The organism is Vibrio mytili (genome assembly GCF_049563345.1).
GTDB lineage: Bacteria > Pseudomonadota > Gammaproteobacteria > Enterobacterales > Vibrionaceae > Vibrio > Vibrio mytili.
Genome location: NZ_CP110482.1, coordinates 1 through 24476, shown reverse-complemented (window position 1 = coordinate 24476; position 24476 = coordinate 1). Strand labels below are relative to the sequence as shown.

Here is a 24476-nt window from a genome sequence, read left to right as displayed (position 1 = left end):
CATGACCCTATATAAAAAGCTAGTAGTGGGAATGGTTACGGTCTTTGTACTCTTGATGACATGCGTATTCGTAATCCAATTCAATACTACTCGAACCAGCTTGGAGCAACAGCAGCGTTCAGAGGTCAATAACACCATAAACACCGTAGGTTTGGCGTTAGCGCCTTACCTAAAGGACAACGATAAGGTCGCGATCGAGTCAGTCATCAACGCGTTGTTTGATGGCAGTACTTATTCCGTTGTTCGACTCACTTCGCTTGACTCTGACTACCAGGTTGTGCGCTCTTATCCTATCAAGCCAAGCACCGTTCCAGAGTGGTTTATCGATCTCAATCTGTTTAAAGCGATTCATGATAAACGGGTCATCACCAGTGGATGGATGCAACTGGCAGAAGTTGAGATCATCAGTCATCCGGGCGCCGCTTATGAACAGCTTTGGAAGGGGTTCGTCGGCCTACTTTCTGCGTTCAGTATCATTTTCTTAGCGGGATTAGTTGCGATCTCATACATCTTACGTCGATCGCTTAAACCATTAAGAGAGATCGTGCAGAAAATGAAGGACATCGCAAACAACCAGTTCGGTGAACCTCTGACTCGTCCTAAAACGCAAGATCTGATCGCTGTCGTTGATGGTATAAACATCATGTCGGCTCAGATTGAACAATCATTCAGAGAGCAGGCCAACGAGGCACGACTACTTCGCGCGAGAGCTTACCTCGATCCAATTTCTAAGTTGGGTAACCGTTCGTTTTATCTAAACCAAGTGGATCAATGGCTGGCTGAGGAAACCCAAGGCGGTATCGCGTTGCTCCATGCTGAATACATCGGCGATATATACGAAACCAAAGACTATCAACGCGCCGATGCGCACGTAAAAGAGCTTTCCCAACGTCTTAAAAATACCATTGATGTTCCAGGAGCAACCATCGCTCGCCTTTCCAGTGACGAATTCGGTCTGCTCTTCCCGCACATGGATGAAAGCGAACTGCGTATCGTTGCCGACAGTATTATGAACTGCGTCAATGGCTTAAATACTGATCCTACCGGACTTGCTAAACCTAAAGCCGCTCTGGGTGTCGCTCACAGTAAAGAGCACAGAAGTCGCTCTGATGTGCTATCGATGGTGGATAACGCGCTGTCGAAAGCAAAAGCGGAACCGGATAAATTGTACGGATTTATCGGTAGTGAATCGCCATCGAACCTCATGGGTAAACAGCAGTGGAAAGCATTGGTCGAAGAAGCGATCCACAGTGGCTGGGTGAACTTCCGTTTCCAATCTGCCAAAAATGTTTGGGGCAAAGTTTTTCATAACGAGGTCTTTTCAAGCATCCAAAAGGATGGTGAAACCTTCCGTGCCAACCAGTATTTGTTTGCTTTAGAGCAATTAAATGCGACCAACATTTTTGACCAGTATGTGATTGAATCCATGATCAAAATGATTGAAAGTGGTGAACAGACTGATCCCGTCGCAATCAATATTGCTCATAGTAGTATTGCTCAACCTTCTTTCATTCGTTGGGCAACCAATACCTTGGCAAAACATGCCGACGTTGTCTCACAGCTGCACTTTGAGATCCCCGAAGAATGCTTTATTGAACACCCACACCACACTGCCCTATTGTGTAACGCCATTCGTCAAGCAGGCGCAGTATTCGGAGTGGATAATTATGGCCGCAATTTCCACTCGCTTGAGTACATTCACGAGTTTCGTCCAAACTACGTCAAACTCGACTATCTATTTACCCATAACTTAAACGACGAAAAACAGAAATTCACCTTAACGTCGATTTCGCGTACTGCTCATAATTTAGGTATTACGACCATTGCATCGCGTATCGAAACTCAAATCCAATTGGACTTCCTCAACGAACACTTTGTAGAAGTATTCCAAGGATTTATTGTCGACAAAGAATAAAAGGCTTCAACGATGCAAGACCCTTTACTGAATTCGCTTATCTACGTTAGTCGTTACTATGGACTGGCGAATTCACCAGAAGCTCTGGTTAATGGGCTCCCTCTATCAGAGGGCAAACTTACCCCGTTTTTGCTTCCTAGAGCGGCAGAAAGAGCGGGCTTGGTCGCCAAAGAAAACCGCTCAGAGCTGGAGAATATCTCCAGCTTAATTCTGCCCGCGATATTGGTTCTGAATGACGGAGACTCTTGCGTACTAAACAGCATCAATCATGAGACGCAAGAGGCTGAAATCACCACCATGGAAAGCGGCATTGTGCCAATCTCCATTCCGTTGAAAGAATTACAAGCGCAGTACTCAGGTCGCTACTTTTTAGTTAAGAAACAATTCCGTTTCGATGAGCGCTCGCCTGAAGTTCTCGACACAAAACAGGGGCACTGGTTTTGGTCCACGCTGTGGCAATCAAAACGAATCTATCGCGATGTATTTATCGCCTCAATACTCATTAATATTTTTGCTATCGCAGCGCCAATGTTTACACGCTTGGTGTATGACAAAGTCGTTCCAAACCTTGCGTTTGAAACCTTGTGGGTCTTAGCCAGTGGTATTTTTGTTGTCTTCGCCTTTGACTTTATACTCAAATCATTACGAAATTACTTTATCGATGTCGCGGGGAAAAAATCCGACATACTGATCTCGTCCAAACTGTTTAGTAAAGTGATGGGGATTCGTATGGAGTCTAAACCGCCTTCTGTTGGTGCTTTTGCACGGCATTTACAAGAGTTTGAGTCGATTCGAGAATTCTTCACTTCAGCAACGATCAGTGCGCTGATTGACTTGCCATTCGCCCTACTATTTTTGTTTATTATCTGGCTAATGACTGGCAACCTTGTTCTCGTCCCTCTAGTTGGTGTCGTGCTGCTGGTGATTCATTCTTTAATCATTCAGGGACCGTTAAGACGCTCGATAGAAGAAGGTTCTCGTCTCGCTTCACAGAAGTACGCCAACCTGATCGAAAGCTTAGCAGGACTTGAAACCGTAAAAATGCTCAGTGCGCAGAGCCAATTCCAATATCGTTGGGAAGAGGCGGTCGCGCACATGGCAAACTGGAACATTAAGAGCCGCCGCATTACTGATAGCATCCAAAACTCTGCCGGATTTGTACAACAGAGCTGTAGCGTAGGGATGATCATTTTAGGTGTTTACCTCATCGCTGAGGGTGAGCTCACGATGGGGGGGTTGATTGCAGCGACCATGTTAAGCAGTCGCGCTATTGGTCCGCTGGTACAACTTTCATTACTTTCTACGCGCTATAATCAAGCAAAATCATCCATGACCATCATCCACCAAGTGATGCAAATGCCTGATGAACAGGAAGAAGGCAAGCGTTACATCCACCGTCCTATCATTCAAGGTAAGATTGAGCTAGAACACGTGACTTTCCACTATCCCAATGCGCCAGTCCCATCGATTCGTGATTTGAGCCTGACGATAGAGCCTGGCGAGAAAGTGGCCATTATTGGACGTATAGGTTCAGGGAAAACCACATTAGAGCGCCTCATAATGGGATTGTACCAACCAACGGAAGGTCATGTCCGCATAGATGAAACCGATATTGCTCAGCTACATCACGTTGATATTCGCCGCAATATTGGCTGTGTCCCTCAAGACCCGAACCTGTTCTTTGGTTCCATTCGCGATAACATTACTTTAGGTCGTCCACTGACAGATGATCGAGATGTCATGGATGCAGCTAATCGTGCGGGGGTTACCACCTTTACTCAATCAGATCCTGCCGGATTAGAACGTCAGGTGGGAGAAGGTGGTGCCCTGCTCTCGGGTGGCCAGCGCCAAGCCGTAACGATTGCACGTGCGTTCGTGGGCAGACCGCCAGTACTGTTGCTGGACGAGCCAACCAGTGCGATGGATAACCGCTCTGAAATGCATATAAAGCACCAGTTGGCTCAGCTCAAACCGAGTGAAACGCTGATACTCATCACGCATAAAACGGCCATGCTCGATATTGTCGATCGTGTCATTGTTATGGAAAAAGGCAGCATCATCGCCGATGGTCCAAAAAGCAAGATCTTGAACGATTTGAAACAAGGGAAAGTACGAGCAGATTAACATCGTCTCTCTATTTTGTATGATATCAATCAAGCCCTCACTTCAGTGCAAGTTTGAGGGCTTTTTTATGGCAAATGTTGGTGGACAACTAAGATCGAACTCTGACAATAAATTCGTAACTAGTACATGAGAGCTTGAAACTTTTCTCAGACTGAATGTCACTGCATGTTTTGGTTCTGGCACACTTTTGTACAAAACCTTGTTAGCGTCATTTCTAAATTAGCATTTAGCGGATTATCTTAGGTATCGAAAAACCTCTAACCTTGAGGCCAAATTCATTTATCCACTACAGGGGAGTAGTTTTATAAGCTTGTGGAACTGTGACTGAAGCATAATAGTTCCCTCCAATCGTTGTCTACTTAAGTATTACAACAGTTAAAGGGAACAGAGCCTTGCGTTTAGACGTCAACAACGTCAGCATTCAAACATATCGACATGAGTTTGGATTTTGCAGGGGAGGCTAAATGGGTCGGTACCCAAAAATCAAATGCACCGTTGGCGCGGTTAAAAAGAGAGATGCACGTCTCTCTTAATGGATCATTGGAAAATTGTATTTTCATGATACTTTCTGAAGCGATCACCCTCCCCTTTAACCGAAAAAAACGCTCTACCATAAGGCTGCGAACGATTATATTGCCTTCGTCTATTTCAATGATGTTGTCCAGATTAGACACTCGGGTTTGAATAATCCCAAACAAAATAGGCAGGGTGACTAAGGCAACCGCAAATAGAACTATCGCTATCACAAACTCCATAACCTCGATCACCTACCATCAATTCCATTACCGTTTCCAAATATCCTACCACAAACCAATAAAGCGAACCCCAGTTTAGCTTAAACACTAAAATCAGAAAGATGACTGCTGGAGGGAAAGCACACTTAATGAAAAGATGAATCAGTCGTTGACCTAAACCACTAGGGCGAAATCAAGCTAGTTACCCAACCAGTTATTAAGTGTTGATAAGCCACTTCTGGACATTAATGAGCTACGCTAACCTCCTTAATAATCGGAATTGGCATGAGGAAATGTATCGCAAACCTTAGTTGGAACGCTTAATATTTATCTAAGGCTGTTGGTGGAACGTTTTCCTCCATCGGTTAGGGGTTACCTCATAACGCTCTTTAAATTTATCTCTGAAAATGAGAACTGAGCTAAACCCTGTTTTTGCGACAATCTGTTCAATAGACAAATCTGTAGATTCAAGTAGGTCCTGAGCCAAGTTTAGTCGCTCAGCCGTCAGCCATTCTCCAAATGACATACCTGTAGCTCTATTAAATTTTCTCGTAAAAGTTCGGCGGGTCATCATCACTGAATCTGCTAGCTCATCCAGTGAATATTTTTGATTGATATCACGCCTGATATTGTCCATTAATGCATTGATACGTGAATCAGATGTCGTCACAGGTATAGGCTGATCGATAAACTGAGCTTGCCCACCATCTCTGTATGGAGGCACAACCATTCTTCTTGCTACTCGGTTCGCAATCATACTGCTGTAGTATTTTCGGAAAACATACAGACAGCAATCGATACCTGCGGCAGTACCTGCTGAGGTGATCACCCCGCTATCTTCAACATATAAGGCATTCGTATCGAGCGAAACTTCTGGAAAGCGTTGACTAAAATCCTGTTCTAATTCCCAATGTGTCGCAGCTCGCTTCCCCGCTAATAAGCCAGCATAAGCGAGAACATAACCACCAAGACATAAACCGACAACCAATGCGCCTCGGGCATGAGCACGACAGAGAGCATTGAGCAACTTTTCATTAGGGCGCTCGTCAATTGTTCTCCAATAAGGTACAACGATGATGTCGCAATACTCTAGGAAATCAAGCTGCGCCTCGGTATGAATTTCCATACCGATATCAGATAAAATCGGTCCTTCCTCTCCAGCGACAAATTTAAGCTCGAAAAAAGCTTCATTAAGGGTATCTCTTCCAAACACAATGCTAGGGACAGAAATATGAAACGGGCTAAAGCGATTGAAAACAACAACAGCAACGGAAGGAATTTTATGGTTTTCATTGAGATACATAGTTCGTTTCCAAAGTAAAATGCACAGAGCAATGTTAGTACACTACTCTGTGCGGTTCATAAACGCAGGCCATAGGTTTGCTTTATGACATCAAAACTAGATTATCACTGTTTCACCATCTTCTGGAACAAACACAAAATCGCTAATCATATTTGCAGCTGCGTATTCGCGCATTTCTTGAGTAGTCACCAATACATGGTTAACCGCCCCCATATGAGTCGCAACGATTTTCGCTTTAGGTAGTACTTGGTGTGTTTTTAGTACATCTTCTTTACCCATAATAATAGGACCAAAGCCCAGTACATGCGCCCAACCTGTATTGAGAATAACGACACCTGGTTGTTCTTTTTTCATGGTTTCTTCTACACTTGGGATCCAAATCGTATCACCAACCACATATAACTTTTCTTCATCGGCATGGGAAAAAATCACGCCTGTCACTTCACCCAAAATTTCAGCCATTTGATCATGTTGGAATGCTGCATCAGAGCCATGCTGGCAGACTGTACGTGTAAATGAAATACCGTGATATTCAGTCTCTTCAGAGAAGATTTTAACGTTGGTAAAACCTTGTGATAGAAGAATAGTTTCATCACCTTCGTGCTGTACAAAAATCAATTTATCTTTAGGTATCGCATTCACTGCTGTTTCATCCCAATGGTCTGGGTGAGTATGAGTTAGAAGAACTGCGTCCACATTGATGATGCTTTCAAGAGGCAGAGGCAATTCAACTGTTGGATTGCGTAAGTGTGAATTTGCTGTTCCTTCAAATCCAGAGTAAGTGCCTTTTGGCGCTAACATTGGGTCAATAAGGAATGTTTTACCTGCATAATCTATGACTTGTGTTGCATTGCGAATTTGTGTGATTTTCATAATTGTGCTCCAGTATTGCTGTGTTTTGCTGTAATGGAGTCATTTTATGCAATAGGATAGACGCTCAAAAGTGGCTTAAAGGACACATAAGGATACTATTGGGACAAAAATTTATTCTTGGAATTAGTTGTTATTAGATAAATTGAGGGAAACTAATAGAAACCATTTTAGTGTTCATTAACTGACGTAACACTGTTTGGGGCACAGGCTTTCCAGAGGTATGAAAAGCCCGTATCAGTCCTTCTAGCAATCCGTTTGCTCTGAGAGTCTCAGAGCGTCTTCTAGTTCAACGCCAAGATATCTAATAGTGTTATCTAGCTTCGAATGACCAAGTAAGATCTGTACCGCCCTGATGTTTTTCGTTCTGGCATAGATCAGAGTAGCTTTAGTACGACGCATAGAATTCGTACCATAATAGTCTGCATTCAAACCAAGCTTTACAGCCCAGTTCCTGATAATCGTACGATAAAACGAATAGCTGATGGCTTGGCCTTTACGGCGACAGCTTGGAAATAGAAAACTACTTGCCTCTAGATGTGCTGAGTAAACCCACCGACTAATACTCTGTTGCGTTCTCGGAGTAATCTCATAGTGTACATCGGTACCTGTTTTTTGCTGGATGCATTGAACCCTCTCATATATCACGCCTTGCGAAGAAACATCATATACGTGCAGCTTTAGTAGATCACTCGCCCTCAACTTGCTATCAATGGCTAGGTTCAATAGTGCAAGCTGCATTAGGTCGTTTTCAAGCTCTAGCCTGGTTCTGATTCGCCAAATCTCTTCCAACTTGAATGGTCTTTTTATCCCGCTACATTTTCCTGAAGATAACTTTCTCATGTTGACCTCCTCTTAGGTGTTATTGGTCAACATAAAGTCTGGCCATAGACTACAACTGTTGCAGCAGTGTCGATCGCTGTCGGTCAGGGCGTGCAGGAACGCCCATGGACAAAAGCGCGTTAGAGTACAGGCTCTAACGTGCGAGATTTGGATTAGAAAAGTATCTTGAAGCCTTAAAAGTCGTTTGTTAAGCGCACTTAAACTGCATTTTGGTGCAAAAAGAGCGCTTTTTCGCCTTTGAGGTAATAGCTAGTAACTAGCATTCACGGTCTACTAGGTAGATGTGCCTTTGGACCTTTCCACTCAAAGGCATTGAGTAATCGGTCAAATATCGAGTGTAAGTGATTCATTGAATCGGGCGATACGTCCACTTCACCATAGTGGCCATCCGCCATGGTAGAGCCATACCTAGTACCATTGAGACAGTTCAATAACAGAATGCCACCATCAGCCTTAGCTAATTGATTGTCTATAGGTTTTAAGTCTAATTGTTGAGGCGGCTTACCTCTATGTCCAGCACCAAGACCTCTGGCTCTGTCCTCCATGTGTTGTGCTGTATTGCGTACTCCACGTAGGTCAGGGAAATTATCACCTATTTCATTGTGAAGCTCAGCGACAACCTCTGGTGTGCCTTCTTTGTTCTTGAGCACTTTAATGAATTTATCGAATGAATCAAGGGCATATAGAAATGCTCTGGCATAGATGAACGACTGATTGTGTGTAAACTCTCTTGGTAGTTCACCCGCTTGCCACTTTTCACGTTTAAACTGGATTTCAGTCTTGATGTAGATTTCATCATGGACTTCACGGGCGTATGGGTCAGGGTAGCCCTTTTCGATTTCAGTTTGAATTACACGTCTACGTTCAGAGTCGCGTTGCCACTGGTCACGGCTAGGTGGTGAACGGTGGTAACTAATCGATTCTAAGAACATATTGAGCGTTAAGTTAGCTTCATAGAATTGACCTTCTATGTGCCTAAGGAGCGATTCAACTTCGAATGCCCAATCTTGATCTTCGTGAACTATCCAAGTACCAGGTTTGGTTACTTCGTATATCAACATCAATGCCTCCTTTGAACTGTTACTAACCATATAGACACTTAGTTTCATAATAGGGAAATTAGATAAATTAAGTCAAAGAGGAATTTATATAAATGTTGCGAGTATCAGCTCTAGCACAGAAAGGGGCATAAATGAGTCAGCTCAGTAATGATTGACTCAATAATTGGCAAACTAATGTCAAATGAATGTGACCAAGCTTTACTTCATATTGCGGCCTTTTATGACATCGAGCCATTGAACATTCGTAACACCGCACAGGCCGAAGACTACAACCGCATTAATGGTATTAATCGAACAAGCCAAGCGCATCAAACATCGTCTTTGGCCGCGCTACTGCTTCTAGGGGAAGTACGGATGCAGGGTGTACCGGGGTGAAACCCGGAAAGATACCCGTTGGTATCACTGTGAAACGGAGCGCCATTGACTCTATGGCTCGCACGGATCTTAGCCAGCTCGGACTCAAATATTTCACGCTCCACTTTGAGACGGTTGATACGTAGGTGGATCTTTCTGACGACATAAAACAAGCTATAAAAGACAATGATGCCAAAGATCAAGTGTACGGGATGTATAACATCAAAGAGCATTAGGTCTGGTTGGTCGCCGAAAAACATAGCTGCGCCTCTTAAGTTGAAAAACACAATTTTCCAAGATGTGGCTGGTCACGTTGGATTATGTTGTGGTGAGCAACGCTCGATACGGTTTCAGGTCACACGGACAAAGCTTCTTAACTTAAATGACTTAGAGACATCAGTTCGGATAAGAAAAAGTATCTGAAACCTTAGTCGTTTGTGATGCACTTTTTTCAGCAAACATTTGCTTGTACGATTTCGTTTGCAATGCTGCCCGTGTTAAGCCAAATTTATTAGCCAAAGCTTCCAACTCAACTTTGTAAGACGATAACATAGATTCATCATCTGTCATGATTGCGAACTCGGCAAAATCACCGATACCCGCCAAGGAATCAACGGTAATATGAAAATCGCCAACAAAGTAGATACTCCGAGTTTTCTCCGCTTTTAGCACCACTTCAAACCCCATAGTTTCCAACATGCTACGAGCGATTGAAGCATCAGCAATATTTGTCGCCTCACAGCGATCAGCTTCCGGTCCCTTTACTATCCACAACTTGATCCCCGAAGGCTCCATCGTTCGAATACAAACGCTTTTACCCTCGGTCTGTAAGGCTTTAGTTGGTAAATCAAAATACCAGTCGCGTTCAATATTATCTTCGAGCATAACTTCGTGAGGTAATAATCTTAATACTTCGAGGAAAACCGACTTCGAGTCGAGTCGATACTTGAGCTCAACCTCGTATTTACCTTGGAAATGATTGTGATTCATAATCGACTTCAACATAAAAATAGAATTTTAACATAAGTGAAAGTGGTAATCTCAGCTCAAAAAGGATCAAAAGCTTGCTAGATCAAAAGGCAGGCTACGACAAAAAGCGTCGAGACGTTTCAATCTTTGTTGTTCACCGACAGCAAAACCAAACCATTCGTCCAAGCCAATTTATTTCAAGCCAAGGTAATTCAGCTCTTCGAGAACCACCCAAATCAATACCAAACCAACGATCACCACGAGCATCATAATGGCTTTTTCATCTTCTTTCATTCGATTCATACCAAGACTCTCCCCAAAACAAAGGAAACCCATTAAGATTAGCTAACACACTTGAATACAGCGAAATTTAGTGCCAATAGTGATACGTCATGCAAAATAATTCCGGCGAATTGCACTGATACACTGATGATGGTTATGGCAATACCAAATTTATAATGACTAGTCGTAAGGTTTAGGTGTTAACAAGACTTGGTTATAGTATGACTTAGGCTCTAAAAGCGACTTTCTTGATATCTGCGAGTAATAAAATGAATGATTGGATTCAACTGGATCAACTAAGCCCGTACCTCACAGAAGGGTCGTTGGGGTACAAAATATTAATGGGGATCGTCGTTCTCATTGCTTACCGCATACTTAAGACAATCGCCAACCGCGCGATCTTAAACATTGCATCCGCGAAACGCGTTAAAAAGGCGCGCGTGAGCTTTATCCAACGCTGCTTTAATGTCGCCCTTTTGTTCGTAACCGCATCTATCTTCGCGGTTATTACCGGCATTGGCTATGGTGACGTCTCGCTCTTTATTTCATCTATCTTTGCGGTCTTAGGTGTGGCGTTTATCGCCCAGTGGTCGATACTTAGTAATATCACTGCCAGTTTTTTGATCTTCTTTGTGTTCCCCTATCGGGTCGGCGATCGGATTAAAGTGGTCGATAAAGATGAAGACATCAGTGGTGAGATCCAAGAGATCAGCATGTTTCACGTGTTGATCAAGCATGACAACGGTCACCTGATCACCTATCCGAACAACCAAATTCTGCAAAAAGCCGTTCTAAAACTGGCCAAAAGCAAACCCGTACCCGTCAAAACAGCGACTAGAATTTACACGCGGAGAAAAAAGTAGCCCCAAACTTTACATTGTAAAGACTTGGAGCCATTTGTATTGGATTACTGCTTGATGTACAGATCTTTTGAGTAAATACGCCCTTCTACGTTGTTCTTAGCAAAACCGCCAACGTTTGGCCGAACCAGTCTCGCCTGCATGTAGTAATAGATAGGAGCGATAGGCATATCTTCCGTAAGCAACTGCTCAGCTCGATCGTAGAGCCCTTGACGCTGTTTTTCATTTGTTGCAGCAAGCGCTTGTTTCATTACTTGATCATACGCTTGGCTGCTGTATCGAGCAAAGTTCCCCGACGAGCCAGAACGCAACAGACTTAAAAACGTGGACGCTTCGTTGTAATCGCCACACCAAGACGCACGCATCACATCAAAATTACCTTGTTTCCTTGCAACCAAATAGGATTTCCACTCTTGATTTTCTAACTCGACATCTGCCCCGAGATTTTTACTGACCATCGAAGCAATTGCCACTGCGATCGACTTATTGGCTTCACTGGTGTTATAGAGCAACTTGAATTTAAGTGGCTTGCTATCCCCGTACCCGGCTTGTTGGATGAGCTCTCTGGCTTTTTCATCGCGCTGTTGCTGTGTCCATTGGCTATACTTGGGCTGGGTCGCATCAAAGCCCGCCGTGTATTTGTGGGCAAACGTGTATGCAGGCAGGTTCCCCACTTGAGTCACACCATTGGTCACCACATCTCGCATGATCGAGTAGGAAAACGCCTGGCGCACTCTTACATCGTCAAACGGTGGTCGAGTCGTATTAAACGCGTAGTAATAAGTACACAGTAAAGGCACGGCTGTATAAGCCTCAGGGTAATCTTCTTTGAGCTTATGCGCCAAATTGGTGGGAACATCCGAAGTGATATCTACCTCACCAACTGCATAACGGTTAATAGACGCCTTTTGGTTCTCGAACGGTATGTACGTCACTTTAGTAAGATGTGTATTCTCGCTATCCCAATAATTCGGATTTTTCACCAATTCAATGCGTTCATTGATCACCCATTTATTTAGTACAAATGCACCGTTACCCACAAATTGACTAGGTTCACTCCAAGGCTTGTCATTGTGTTCCACCGTTGCTCGATGAACGGGCATCATCGATGTGTGTCCTGTCATCGCTACAAAATATGGAACTTGACTCTCCAGTTCAAAACGTAATGTGTGTTTGTCTACCGCAGTAATACCCAACGCAGTCAAAGGTTTCTTCCCATCAGCAACATCTGCAAGATTTTTTATATTGGTCATCTTCAGATACCAAACATTGGGAGATGCCAACTTAGGATCCACAGCTCGTCTGAGGCCATAGACAAAGTCATCCGCAGTAACAGGATCGCCGTTCGACCACTTGGCATCTTTGCGCAGATGAAACACGAAAGTTTTGTTGTCATTGGTTTCCCAAGAGGTTGCGACCCCAGGCACGATATTGCCTTCTCTATCCTGTATCACCAACCCTTCAAATAAATCACGTAATACGTGCATTTCAGGCAAACCTTCTGCTTTAGCAGGATCAAGTGTCGCGGCTTCAGCATCATTGGCACGGATCAATTGTTGAACGGGATCAAGTTGCACACCATTCGGTAATGCATCAGCGAATGCTGAAGCCGATAAACCGGTCGCTAACAGTGAAGAAATAATCAACCCTGACGAGGGTAATTTGATATCCATATTGTTTTTATTCTCCTAATACATCATGTTAAGCAAACGCTGTAATGTCTTATTCTATACCCAATTCCATTCGTATGCAGAAATATGAGCATTGACGAGTATGAGGGCATCTAGCTAACCTAAACGAAAAATGAAATACTGAAAACGACTTCAAACTGGAAGATGCAAAGCGACTTTAACCCGCTCAGTTTGCCGTTAATTTAATTAATCGCTCGCACATTAGGAGAGCAAGGTGAGTTTGATTCCAAGATCAGAAAGAGCTGCGTTTTTAATTCAACCTAAACTATTTGGTCGTTCTGTCATGAACGCACCTTTGCTTTATTTTCCGGCGCAAATCCAAAGTGATTCTCGCGGCTTAATACTCGCTGGCACGCATGGTGATGAGACCGCTTCGATAGCAGGTTTATCCTGCGCGTTAAGAAGCTTACCCGCGCACTGCTTACGTCATGACGTGATACTGTCGATGAACCCTGATGGTAATCAGCTGGGAACCCGTGCCAACGCAAATCAGGTTGATCTTAACCGAGCCTTTCCGACTGAAAACTGGACAGAACACGGCAGCGTTTATCGTTGGAGCTCTCACACCCCGGTGCGAGACGTGAAAGTAAAAACGGGCAAAGTCGAACAGCTTGAGCCAGAAGTCTCTGCGCTGATAAGCCTTATTGAAAAGCGACAGCCCAAATTCGTTGTTTCGTTTCATGAACCACTGGCGTTTATCGATGATCCGGCTCAGTCAGAATTATCAATATGGCTGGCAAAGCAATTTGACCTAAAGGTCGTTGAAGATGTGGATTATGAAACACCGGGGTCCTTTGGAACATGGTGTAAGGAAAGACAGTTGCCCTGTATTACGGCGGAGTTGCCAGCCGTATCCGCGGATCACACCATAGAAAACTATCTCACGGCGTTCATAGCGCTTCTACAGTATGACGAAAAAAGTGAGTAAAACATCAGGACTGAATGACACAGACGCGCTGTTTACAACCAAGTGAGGCAGTTTACACTGTAAACAGATAGCACCATACCAATCAGAATAAGTAAGTGATGGATGTATTGCGCCGGAAAAATCGCTTAGAGCAAAGCATAAATTGCAGTAACACGTGATTCCAATTTATGACGCAGCTATCCACGATTTTAACCAGCAACAATGATTCATAACGTATTTTGATTGGTATTAATATTTAACGGCCGTTTTACCAATCGATGTACTGCTTTCAATCCGTTTGTGCGCTTCTTTCAACGTTTCCGCACTAAAGCCATACAAGGTATTTGTGAGCGTAGATTTAATACGGCCAGCATCAATCAAATTCGCCACTTGGAATAGGATGTCTTGTTGTTTCTGGATATCGTCTGTATTGAAGAGTGAACGGGTAAACATGAGCTCCCAAACGAAACCTGCAGACTTACCTTGTAGTGCCGATAAATCAATCCCGCTATCGAACTCCACTATAGAACTTATCATGCCTTGTGGTGCAATCAGCTCCACCATTGAATCCCAGTGCCCCTTTGTGTCTGCAACATTGAAAATATAATCAACATGCTGAATGCCTTGCTCTCGCACAGACGCAACAAGGTCACGATGATTGACCACATGATCAGCGCCCATCTCTCTGACCCATTGTTCAGTTTCGGGCCTTGACGCTGTTGCGATAACATTGAGACGGGTAAGTTGCTTTGCCAGTTGAATTGCGATAGAACCGACACCACCCGCACCACCAATAATCAGTAGCGATTTTTTCTCTTCTGGACGGACACGCAGGCGCTCAAACAACGCTTCCCAAGCCGTAAGTGTCACTAACGGCATAGCTGCAGCAGATTCATCAGACAGGCTCTTTGGAGCATGAGATACAATACGGTAATCGACCGCTTGATATTCTGCATTTGCCCCCATGCGCGTCACATCACCTGCATAGTAGACACGATCACCGACTTCAAAGCCTGTAACGTCTTGGCCTTTTTTAACCACTTCCCCTACTGCGTCATACCCCAGCACTTTTGGTTGCTCAAGCGTTTTATCTTGAGCATTACGAATGCGAATTTTGGCGTCTGCTGGGTTAATGGATGTCGCGCTAACTTTAACCAGTAGATCGCTCCCTTTTAACTCAGGAAGGTCTGTTTCAAATTCAAACAGACTGTCTTGCTCAGTGATTGCAAATGATTGGGTAAAGCCAATTGCTTTCATTTTTGATGGTACTGCCATTGTTCTGTCTCCTTGATATGATTCCGCTAATTTCAGCCAACTCAGTATCTAAATAAATCGCCAAAGCCCACAACAATTATCAAATTAAATTTGACAATTAAATACCAACTATCGAATTGCAGGAAAGGGGCCTATCTATATCGACTTCGAATTTATCTAGCTAACTTAAATACTTTATGGAATCATCATAGAGGAACAATTAGTAATGAGAAACGGCATCTCATTTGATTAACTATCAAAAATAAATTGAAAATACAGTTAAACAGTTGGAGAGCTTGCGTTTACATTCGCTTTAATCTGAGTTTTTGGGACAGTTGCAAGAGGAAGAACTCATGATGTAAACCCTTAGCAAGGTCTGGATAGTGGTTGCTATTGTGCAAAGAGCCTTTTGTTGAAATAGAACCGTCATTTGCGGTTTGTGATTAATAAACCTAAAAATGAGTGAATCGTTGACATAAGACAGGATGACTTGGTGAGCACAAGACCACAGCCAACATGGTAAGACGGTTCTTGATCGCTTAAACGCTTGTATGGGAGCTTTTTCTAGCTATCAATGATTTTTCTTCTAACCACTTTAACGCAACCAACGCTGCGACTGAACAAACGATTTCATCATTACCGTCAATGAACTTTTGCTCTTCGATTTCAGCAGCAGGAATGAGTTCGCCAGTGTAATCAGCAAAGTAACAAGTTAGTTTTACTGAGACACCCTGTACTTTGCCATCAGCCTGAGCCGTGAATGTCCCCATGTATTTAATACTGCTTGGAATAAGATCAACTGACAGTTCTTCTTTGATTTCACGAGTTAGGGCTTCAGTGTCGCTTTCACCAATTTCACGTTTACCGCCTGGGAGATAAAACAGCTCTTTACCTTTAGATCTTACAGCCAAAAACTTACCATCTTGAATCAAAACCCAAGCGAGCTTATCAATTACGTTATTCATTATATTACTCAAAATTTGAAACTTTACCGGATTGCCGAATGCTTTCTACACAGATTATAGCAAGGTAGATTCCTATTGATCGCATGTTAAAGGATAAAGGTCTAACGCGAAAAGGGACTTGCTTACTTTCGGTTAATTATACCAAGTTTATCGACAACAAAATCTAAAAACACTTTCACTCGCTCTGGGTGATATTCGCCACCGCGATAGAGAGCATATAGCGGATACTTCAGAGTTTTAAAACCAATATCAAGCTTTTGCAGTAAGCCCTTTTCTACATACGGCGCTGCGATAATATCAGGTTGATAGCTTGCTCCAACAGCAGAAAGAGTCAATTGGCGAATCAGCCTTGGGCTATTACTTTTGTATACCGGACGTATGGCCAGGCTCGTACAAGCTTTGCTCTGGCGAGAAGAGCTGTCTAGGGGCCAGCGAGCGATGGGGTGAAGGTTCGTATCGATAAGGCAAGGCAACTGATCCAATTCCACATCATGTCCGTACTCTTTGGCGAACTTGGGCGCAGCGTACACAGAACTTTGCAGTGACATTATCTTGCGATACCTTAAGCCAGAATCCTCTAGTTCACTGGCACGAAATGCAACGTCTATCGCTTGTTCTACCAAATCCAGCTTTTGATTAGTAACGATGATATCAATTTGAATCTCAGGATAGCGTGCGTAGAAATCAGGAATAATCGGGCTTAATAATTCCTCAGCAAATCCCTGCGAAGCAGTCACTCGTATAACCCCAGACACAGATTTATTCGCTACATCGAGTTGATGGTATAACTTATCGAATTTCGCTAACACAGCTCGCGCTTGCAGATAATATTCTTGTCCTGACTGATTAACCGAAAGTTTTCGAGTCGTGCGATGAAACAATTTGACACCCAGCTGATCTTCGACTCGATTAACGTATTTGGAAGTTAGGGATTTGGAAATGCCTAAACGTTCTGAAGCCGCGGTAAATGATCCTGTCTCTATCACCGCCACGACTGTTCTCATTCCATCGATAGTGTCCATTTATTGTCAACATTTTGGAAATTGTTATTCCATAGTAGCGGGGTTTTTCTTCTGTGCAACTTGTTCTTAAATAGAATAAACAACTCGCTGAGGAAAAAACGATGATAAAGCTATATTGGCACCCTCTCTCAGGGCATGCACACCGTGCACACATGCTGTTAAGTATGCTCGAATTAGACTTTGAACTCATAACCGTCGACTTGCCTGGCGGAGAACATCAACAGCCAGAGTTTTTGACACTTAATCCTTTCGGTCAGATCCCCGTATTGGTCGACGGTGAAACCGTCATTTCTGACTCAAACGCGATCTTGGTTTATCTTGCGACCGTCTATGATAAAGAACTGACGTGGCTTCCAGAATCACCTCAAATGCGTGCCTATATCGAACAGTTTTTATCTCTCGCAGCTCATCGACTGGCGGGCTCAATAGCCAAACTGCGTGCGGCGAATTTGTTTAATCGCAGCATAGACAGTGCTCCGCTCAGTCATGAAGCATATAAGCTCCTCACACAAGTTGAGCATTACCAAAGCAACCGCCAATGGTTGGTTGGTACAGGTCCAACTATTGCTGATTTAGCCCTATACAGTTATATCAAAGTGGCGCCAGAAGGTGGGATAAGTTTAGCTGACTACCCTAGCTTGCAAGCTTGGCTTAAACGAGTAGAAGCACTGCCAGGATTTGTTCCAATGAAATGTTCGAAGGTCGGACTAAGACAAACTGCACTTAAGCGTGATGTCAGCCAAAAAACTAGTTAGTTTAAATGTGATTGCAAAAAGAGGTGCAGTTGATGCACCCAAAAAACGTCAAAATGCGCCTGAAGGGCGAGTTAATTGGGCACGTCCTCTTCTTCAAGGTTAGCGGAGACTTTGATTTCATATTGATTGAACTGGAATGAACATCCGCCGTGACTGCGCTTAGTCGTGACTTGTTCATCTCCAAATTTTACCGTAACGCGCGTAAAAACTTTCTCTTTTGCTTCAACAGTGCACTCCGTAAGTGCCACTTCTAACTCAGCTTCCATAAGATCTAACTTTTGTTTAATGTCTTCGAGTTGAGTACTGTTTTGTTGTTTAAGTTGCTCAATAAGAACGAGCTCTTCGTCGCTACGCTCTGACTTTGGACGTTTCTTGTATTCTAGTTCCTTACGGACGACATCCATCGTTTCTTGTTGTGCTTGTTTATATCGCTGTTTTAAATCGGCGATTCCGTCTTTGAATACTTGATAGCGTGAGAATGCCTCAACATCTGTAGCTGCATCACCTTCAACACCTAACTGCAAACACCGTACTCGGCCGCCAACTTTTGCCATACCGCCGCTTAATGTGCCATTCTTTTCAGAAGCGTCCATCACCGTCAGATTATTTCCACAAACGATGTCGTTGTTCATGCTATGTACCGATAACTCAATATCCTCGTCGGCGACAAGATCGGAATATTGTGCGTAGCTCGCTCGTATTGTGCCCTTGGTTTTTACCAGACAGCTTTTTGGCTGGCCGTCACTGACTGTATGTCCGATGATACCTTTGCTTACTTGAATATCACCATGAGCCTCAACGTCAGCAGATTCAATGAACCCACCAACTGTAATAGACCCTGTTGCTTTCACGATCATCCCTGATTCAATGTTACCACCGATAATGACATTGCCTTTGAACTTCACGTGCCCTGTGTTCACACCCACATTATTCAGAAACATCGCATTGTCGACTTCGATTGTCCTATCTTTAATGAGCGGCGTACCAGAGACACTCGCGATGAGAAGGTTCGGATCATTAGGGCTGATTTGCGTTCCCTTACCTGGCTTTAAGGGCCGCTCTTGCCCTTCTTGCGCAGGGACAGGAATGCCTTGTACAGTATAACCAGCTGTCCCTTTTGTTGCTGGGATGCGGCGCATCACCTGATCCCCTACCCCCACATCAATGATTTCTCCGAGGTTTCTTAAGTCGATTTTATCACTGGTTGATTGTCCCTCTTTCGGCTTGAGGATTCTCTTAGTGATATCTTTAACAAGTGGTTTGAAGACAGAGTCTTTGCCTTTGATTGGTTGTTTACCGACGGCGACTGGTTGGACAAAGGTGCTACCTGGTTTAAGCTTTGTGCTGACAACTAGCACTTTTTTGAGCGCTAATTTATTGATGCCTTTCGTTACTCGAGCATTAGCAAGTGCATAGATCACTTCAGGGCCACGCAAACCACGTCCACCGTACGCCCCAGTCACTTTAATACTCGCCAACATATTATCATCAGACAATACAACATCGAGTTGGGCATTGGTTTTCCGAGCAATGACCGTTCCTTCGTAAGCTTCTGGTTTGTGTTCTCTCGCATTAACAATGAAAGCGTCCACTTCCTTTTGGTCGACGAGCAACTTGTCTGCTTTTAGCACTTTTAACTCGTCTTCGAGTTGTTGTGGGTTTAGCTCAAAACTAACGTCCGCATCCCTCGGAAGACTGGCAACAATTTCTGTTTTATTTTCAGACCAACCAAGACATAAGTTCCACATTTCGACACCGCTCTTTTTATAACTGATTTAGTTTTCTATCAACGTATCCAGTCTACTTCAAATAATTTTTTGGAAAAGAATTCCGTAGTGAATATAAGCAGTACGTCACTAAAGCAGAGTTATAGTTATGGCTTACGAAACAAAGTGTTGGATACCTATTACTCAGTTCTGATTTGGGATGTCCGTCTCTCTCTTTTCGGTTATGTATTTTGACTATTTTGGGGGGCTTTCTATCAATAGAATCTTACGATGTCGATATACGTGAGCAGCACCAACGGCAAACTATCAATAAACGTTATCACTCCGACATGATTAAAAACTCGGATGGCCGTCGTTGTTTGCGTTTAAGTTAAGCTTCTCTATATTGAAAAGCAAAAGACAAATTTACAGTGTAAACCTCTCTCTTTTCGTCGGGCTAAGTTTACAGTGTAAATTCAAGATACGCCTTTTACAGTGTAAATTTGCTTTAAACGTTGATTGATCTCACTTCGTAGCCGCTGCTCTACTTGCTTTCTGCCAGCCAGTTGAAACTGCTTCGCACACATAGCCCAGTCATGATTGAGAAAAACCTTGCTAATGAGTAAATCGGAAGTCGAGTCTAAGCCAGACTGCAGCAACCACTGTTGCAACCATAAAAGTACCGATTCGTAGCTCCCACCACCTTGGCAATAATTGTGAATCAGCGTGAGTTTATTCGGATGTAATTTGTCTGTCCGGGATGGTGATTGTAATAAGCGACGATACAAACTAGCTTCAATTTTCGGATACGTTTGAATGACACTTCGCGATAATAGTTCGTGCATTAATGCGCTCGCTTCATCGATCCATACCTGCTGTTGATGTTCGGTTTGCCTAACCATCAATAATGAATAGCATCCGCTAGCAGCATCGCGAGTAGTACCGAGCCGAATCGGTTGGTATCCCGCTTTAAGCCAAAACTGAATAAGCTCGTCTGTCGCGCCGAAGCTGGTGGACAAATACGATATATGGGAGTCGAGCGTGGCCTCTAGAAGTTTCAACATCGACTGACCTACGCCATGTCGGTGAAGTGACGGATGAACAGCAATTCGCATTATACGTAATGTTGAAAGGCGCCCAACTTGAGGGTAGCCAAGTTGATTCACGATGGTAATAGGCGTCAGATGCCCTCGAGGACGACGTTTACCGATGGCGATATCGCAAATAATATCATCGTCTAAATCGCCCTCTTCGACAGTGAGCATGACCCCTACAATATGATGTTGATCTTTGGCAACCCACATATGGCTACGTTCGTCTTGCAACAGGTGAAGTAAATCATTGGGTGAAGTTTGATAATGTGCATTAACGAGCAGCGCAAAACACTCGCGCAACAGCATAGGGGAAGCGATAAGTTGTTGCTTATCCATTTTTGTTAATTGTATCTGCCCAGAGAGTTCTAATGATGACTGCCTGATTTCAGCATCCAGCAAAAACGCGTCATAAGACCACGCTTCTAAATGGTCCGTCTCGCTCCAACGTATCGGTTGTTTTAAATGACAAACATGCATCCCAGGTCTGTTGGCTTTTAGCCAGTCAACAAACTTTAAGGTAAAACCGCGGCCACACCCTTCGTAACCATGTACCGTAGAGGAAAACACAAGACGATGGTAGTGCTCGGTTATTCTTTTTAATAACGGAACGGGAATCGCTGCTGCTTCGTCAACAAGAAGTAGATCACACTCAGGTAAGCGATTAAGCAGCTCGTCTGGGGCAACAAATTGAAGACTGCCCTGCCCGACATCTAATCGATCTTTTCTGATTCTATGTCCATCCTTCGTTCCACGTGAAGCGTGAACGAAAACGGGCTCTACCGCATTGAGCGATGGTGCGGTAACTAATATACGCAATGGCTTTTTTACCAGCAAATTAGCGCTTGCGATACCAAGAGCACTACTTTTTCCTCGCCCGCGATCGGCAGTTAAAACAAGTGGACGCTTGCGATGACCAGTGATCACTTTTTCAATCGCTGCAATTGCATCCAATTGTTGTAGATACTTCGTGGGTCGTGCCGCCGATGAGAATGCCGGCACGGAGGGTACTGGGCGATGTTGTTCAAGTACTATCAGTTTATCCCATTGTGCTTTCAGCCACTGTTGCGCAGGGTCGTTTGACGTTTGTGTCGGTACAACAATAATCAAAATACCCCCGCCGACGAGCGAGCCAATCGCGGCGCTGAAGCTATTAGCATCGAAGCCTTGCCTCGCGTCAAATAACAAGACTTCACACTCTCTACCGAGCAACATATGACCTTGCTTCACGGAGACACAATAGTCATCAGCCCATTGCCAATCTCCCATACAAAACCAGGTTTGATGTTGTTGGTATTGGTGAAACTCATTAATGACTTGATCTTGCCAATCAGAATCTCCGCTAATCACGACACCGACACGCTGAAAAGCTGCCGATACTTGGTGTTGAAGCTGTGAAAGAAATTGAGAATGTGCGTACATGTAAGCTATCCGACGTTGAACTGAATCTATGGTATCACATCACTAACTCTATGCTCTCTGACTATAAATGACAGCGATAAAAAAACCGCCCGGAGGCGGCTTGAAACGTCAAAAAAAGAGGCTATTGCATCTTACTCTGCACAAAGGCAAGTATTTCCTCCATCAAGGTATCGTCCACCTTTTTAAGGTTTAAGGCTAAATTACTGCCTTTACGACTATAACTAGCGCGGCCCTTAATCAGCTCAACTTTTTCAGCTTTTTCACTCGGCTTCGCTGGTAACAACTCTTTAATCCAATACTCAAGATTCTCTGTGACTTCTTTAGTTAAGCGAGCAACGCCTTGAGCCTGGCTTCTTTGCCATAAAAAGCCTTCGCTTGTGCGGCATTTATCTAAAAGTTCTTGCTGCTTGTCAGGTGTTAGAGTCGAAAACTGTTTGTGCAACTTGACGATCGTTGGTCGGCCAAGATCCGCTACATTAGGATACGCTTGCAGCAATTCCAATGGCAGCGCCGCTGCTTTTAAGGCACCGCTAACTAACGCCTCGCTACATTGAAACATTTTTGCTAACGCTTTTTGATCTTCCGCTTCACCATTTTCTAGCTTGGCCTGCATCTCTTTACCTTTCTCGTAAAGTGATAGCGGCTTGTGCGCGTTTGCGACATCAGATAAAAATTTAGCGTGATTAGAGTTAATCTCTTCGCCAACATAAACAAGGAAATCTTGCTCAGCCAAAATACAAGATTTGCGTCGACGACTACCATCAAGAACTTCTATCTTGCCATCTTTAGTACGACGACCAACCGCGGGATATTGCTGTCCTCGTTCTTTTAGCGTAATCAGAACATCAGACAAAGCATGTTCATTTAAAAACGATTGTTCACGAGCATTGTTTTCAAAGACCGTGGTATCAGTCTCTACTTTATGGGCAGGTACACGAACCAGTTCAAATTGAACCGTATTCTCACCCGCAACTGCCAACTCGATCACCTGCGCTTTATCTTTTGCTGCAGTTTGTGCTTCTTGCGGAGTCGCTACACGACGTTTGTTGGTTTTACCAAACAATTTTGCGTTTAATTCAGACGTTTTTAAAGCCATTTACTTATTACCCCTGATTTAATGATGGCCAGTTAGAGTGTAATACACGCTCTAGTTCCAAAGCGCTCTTCTGCACTGCATCTTGAGCGGTTGCCAGCGTTTTCTTACCACCTTCAAAATCACTAACGGTTAAGTCAAACACTGTACTGTAAGTATCTGCACACGTCTCGAATGCACGGCTACGCGGTATCGTTGCCATCATCACTTGGTCACCAAGTAAGTAATTCATCTCAGTTAATACAGAAACTTGCTTCTTGTTATCGTCCTCAAACATGGTCGGCATCATGCGCACAAATTCAAGGCCATTCCAGTCTTCTGGGAACATCTCATATACCGTCGGTAAATGTTGGAAAAAGTTCACAGTAGAAGCCCAGTCAAGACGCTTAGCCGCACATGGAATAAGCAGCGCGTTAGACGCATACATGGCATTCCAAACAAGTGGATCAACGTGAGGACCCGTATCAATCATAATGATATCGAAATCGTCAGCAATTTTGTCAATCAGTTGCTCTTTGAGTAAACGAACAATATCCAGCGATGGGTCTTCGGAAAGTGTTTGCCATGCTTCAGCATTAAACATCGCATCTTCAGGAAAAGCTGAAATGGATTTTAGGTTTGGATATTGTGTGGGCAACAACACATTCTTACGTAAGAACTCACTATCAATTTCAACTTCATCCGGCACGTTACCTAACATAATATCGACAGCAGAATAGATGTTGTCATGCTCGGCCATACTGATTTGTGGATTCAAAAATAGACGTAAAGAACCTTGAGGGTCCAAGTCAATCAGACAGATACGGTAACGTTTATCCAAATTCAATGCGAGACATGCTGCCAGATGTACGGCCGTCATTGATTTACCCGTACCACCCTTTTGGTTTTGTACGTTGATAATCCAAGGCTTGTTGTTTGAATTTTTTTTACGCTCATGGAATTTTGGTACTTCCGCCGCATCCATAAGCATGTGCGCTTCTTCTAACGTAATGGAGTAGTGGTTGGCATTGTTTTTTGTAAATTGATGGCCTTTTGCTTCCATTTTGCCGATAGCGTCGTCCAGTTTACGACGAGTCAAACCAGAACGCGTTTCCATCATTGCCTTAGACATTGGAGGGAAGTAGTTATCACTTCGCTCTTCTAAAACAATCTCTATACGGTCAGCCTGAACCTGTTGTGTCAATTCAGCTAACTCATGAAGATTCTCAATCGTTTTTTCTCTTTTCATGCCAAATTCCGTTGAAAGGATGTAGAA

At 43.7% G+C, this 24476-nt stretch carries 20 protein-coding genes; 6 read left to right on the top strand and 14 right to left on the bottom strand.

The genetic code is table 11. The annotated features are described in order from the left end of the window. Window position 1 precedes the first annotated feature (1 nt). Both ONE56_RS13790 and ONE56_RS13785 read left to right on the top strand, forming a co-directional pair. Window positions 2–1915 carry a bifunctional diguanylate cyclase/phosphodiesterase gene (locus ONE56_RS13790; RefSeq protein ID WP_331437932.1) on the top strand — a complete coding sequence of 638 codons (1914 nt, stop codon included), beginning with the start codon at window positions 2–4 and terminating at the stop codon, window positions 1913–1915. A gap of 12 nt (window positions 1916–1927) precedes the next feature. Further along, window positions 1928–4039, top strand: a complete 2112-nt coding sequence (locus tag ONE56_RS13785) for a type I secretion system permease/ATPase (protein ID WP_423840829.1) — start codon at window positions 1928–1930, stop codon at window positions 4037–4039. A gap of 398 nt (window positions 4040–4437) precedes the next feature. Here the strand turns inward: ONE56_RS13785 and ONE56_RS13780 are convergent, their stop codons facing one another. The 5 genes from ONE56_RS13780 to ONE56_RS13760 form a co-directional block, all read right to left on the bottom strand. Continuing rightward, a complete protein-coding gene (locus tag ONE56_RS13780; RefSeq protein ID WP_423840828.1) occupies window positions 4438–4794 on the bottom strand; it encodes a hypothetical protein in 357 nt (118 codons plus the stop codon). Window positions 4795–5104: 310 nt separating this feature from the next. Next, window positions 5105–6076: a GlxA family transcriptional regulator gene (locus tag ONE56_RS13775; RefSeq protein WP_065771895.1), complete on the bottom strand. Its 972-nt coding sequence runs from the start codon at window positions 6074–6076 to the stop codon at window positions 5105–5107. Window positions 6077–6172: 96 nt separating this feature from the next. Continuing rightward, the gene (locus tag ONE56_RS13770; protein ID WP_069522899.1) at window positions 6173–6949 is read right to left on the bottom strand and encodes an MBL fold metallo-hydrolase; all 777 of its coding nucleotides are present in this window, start codon (window positions 6947–6949) and stop codon (window positions 6173–6175) included. A gap of 243 nt (window positions 6950–7192) precedes the next feature. After that, window positions 7193–7789 carry a tyrosine-type recombinase/integrase gene (locus ONE56_RS13765; protein ID WP_423840827.1) on the bottom strand — a complete coding sequence of 199 codons (597 nt, stop codon included), beginning with the start codon at window positions 7787–7789 and terminating at the stop codon, window positions 7193–7195. Between the two features lie 263 nt (window positions 7790–8052). Then, the gene (locus tag ONE56_RS13760; protein WP_423840826.1) at window positions 8053–8850 is read right to left on the bottom strand and encodes a hypothetical protein; all 798 of its coding nucleotides are present in this window, start codon (window positions 8848–8850) and stop codon (window positions 8053–8055) included. Between the two features lie 174 nt (window positions 8851–9024). Between ONE56_RS13760 and ONE56_RS13755 the strand changes: the two genes are divergently transcribed. Next, window positions 9025–9225 carry a hypothetical protein gene (locus tag ONE56_RS13755; protein WP_423840825.1) on the top strand — a complete coding sequence of 67 codons (201 nt, stop codon included), beginning with the start codon at window positions 9025–9027 and terminating at the stop codon, window positions 9223–9225. 375 nt (window positions 9226–9600) lie between these two features. On the opposite strand, the gene cyaB is transcribed toward ONE56_RS13755, so the two are convergent. Beyond that, window positions 9601–10194, bottom strand: coding sequence for a class IV adenylate cyclase (cyaB, locus tag ONE56_RS13750; RefSeq protein WP_331437943.1), 594 nt, complete (start codon window positions 10192–10194; stop codon window positions 9601–9603). A gap of 530 nt (window positions 10195–10724) precedes the next feature. Between cyaB and ONE56_RS13745 the strand changes: the two genes are divergently transcribed. Then, window positions 10725–11318, top strand: a complete 594-nt coding sequence (locus ONE56_RS13745; RefSeq protein ID WP_331437944.1) for a mechanosensitive ion channel family protein — start codon at window positions 10725–10727, stop codon at window positions 11316–11318. 44 nt (window positions 11319–11362) lie between these two features. Here ONE56_RS13745 and ONE56_RS13740 read toward each other — a convergent pair whose 3' ends face one another. Next, window positions 11363–12988, bottom strand: coding sequence for an ABC transporter substrate-binding protein (locus ONE56_RS13740; protein ID WP_423840824.1), 1626 nt, complete (start codon window positions 12986–12988; stop codon window positions 11363–11365). A gap of 232 nt (window positions 12989–13220) precedes the next feature. Here ONE56_RS13740 and mpaA point away from each other — a divergent pair, with 232 nt between their 5' ends. Continuing rightward, window positions 13221–13934: a murein tripeptide amidase MpaA gene (gene mpaA / locus ONE56_RS13735; protein WP_041155164.1), complete on the top strand. Its 714-nt coding sequence runs from the start codon at window positions 13221–13223 to the stop codon at window positions 13932–13934. A gap of 228 nt (window positions 13935–14162) precedes the next feature. On the opposite strand, the gene ONE56_RS13730 is transcribed toward mpaA, so the two are convergent. From ONE56_RS13730 to ONE56_RS13720, 3 genes are all read right to left on the bottom strand, one after another. Then, window positions 14163–15188 carry a zinc-binding alcohol dehydrogenase family protein gene (locus ONE56_RS13730; protein ID WP_423840823.1) on the bottom strand — a complete coding sequence of 342 codons (1026 nt, stop codon included), beginning with the start codon at window positions 15186–15188 and terminating at the stop codon, window positions 14163–14165. A gap of 518 nt (window positions 15189–15706) precedes the next feature. Beyond that, window positions 15707–16132: an NUDIX hydrolase gene (locus tag ONE56_RS13725; protein ID WP_423840822.1), complete on the bottom strand. Its 426-nt coding sequence runs from the start codon at window positions 16130–16132 to the stop codon at window positions 15707–15709. A 122-nt stretch (window positions 16133–16254) separates the two neighbouring features. Then, window positions 16255–17154 (bottom strand): LysR family transcriptional regulator, encoded by a 900-nt coding sequence (locus ONE56_RS13720; RefSeq protein WP_423840821.1) that lies wholly within the window; start codon window positions 17152–17154, stop codon window positions 16255–16257. Window positions 17155–17255: 101 nt separating this feature from the next. On the opposite strand from ONE56_RS13720, the gene ONE56_RS13715 reads away from it, so the two are divergent. After that, a complete protein-coding gene (locus ONE56_RS13715; protein ID WP_041155167.1) occupies window positions 17256–17909 on the top strand; it encodes a glutathione S-transferase family protein in 654 nt (217 codons plus the stop codon). A gap of 71 nt (window positions 17910–17980) precedes the next feature. Here the strand turns inward: ONE56_RS13715 and ONE56_RS13710 are convergent, their stop codons facing one another. The 4 genes from ONE56_RS13710 to ONE56_RS13695 all read right to left on the bottom strand — a co-directional run bounded on the left by ONE56_RS13710 (window position 17981) and on the right by ONE56_RS13695 (window position 24449). After that, window positions 17981–19657 (bottom strand): DUF342 domain-containing protein, encoded by a 1677-nt coding sequence (locus tag ONE56_RS13710; RefSeq protein WP_423840820.1) that lies wholly within the window; start codon window positions 19655–19657, stop codon window positions 17981–17983. A gap of 434 nt (window positions 19658–20091) precedes the next feature. Further along, a complete protein-coding gene (locus ONE56_RS13705) occupies window positions 20092–22128 on the bottom strand; it encodes a tRNA(Met) cytidine acetyltransferase TmcA (protein ID WP_423840819.1) in 2037 nt (678 codons plus the stop codon). Window positions 22129–22249: 121 nt separating this feature from the next. Next, a complete protein-coding gene (locus tag ONE56_RS13700; protein ID WP_331437951.1) occupies window positions 22250–23224 on the bottom strand; it encodes a ParB/RepB/Spo0J family partition protein in 975 nt (324 codons plus the stop codon). 7 nt (window positions 23225–23231) lie between these two features. Then, complete coding sequence (locus tag ONE56_RS13695; RefSeq protein WP_041155229.1) at window positions 23232–24449, bottom strand: AAA family ATPase; 1218 nt, start codon at window positions 24447–24449, stop codon at window positions 23232–23234. Between the last annotated feature and the right edge of the window lie 27 nt (window positions 24450–24476).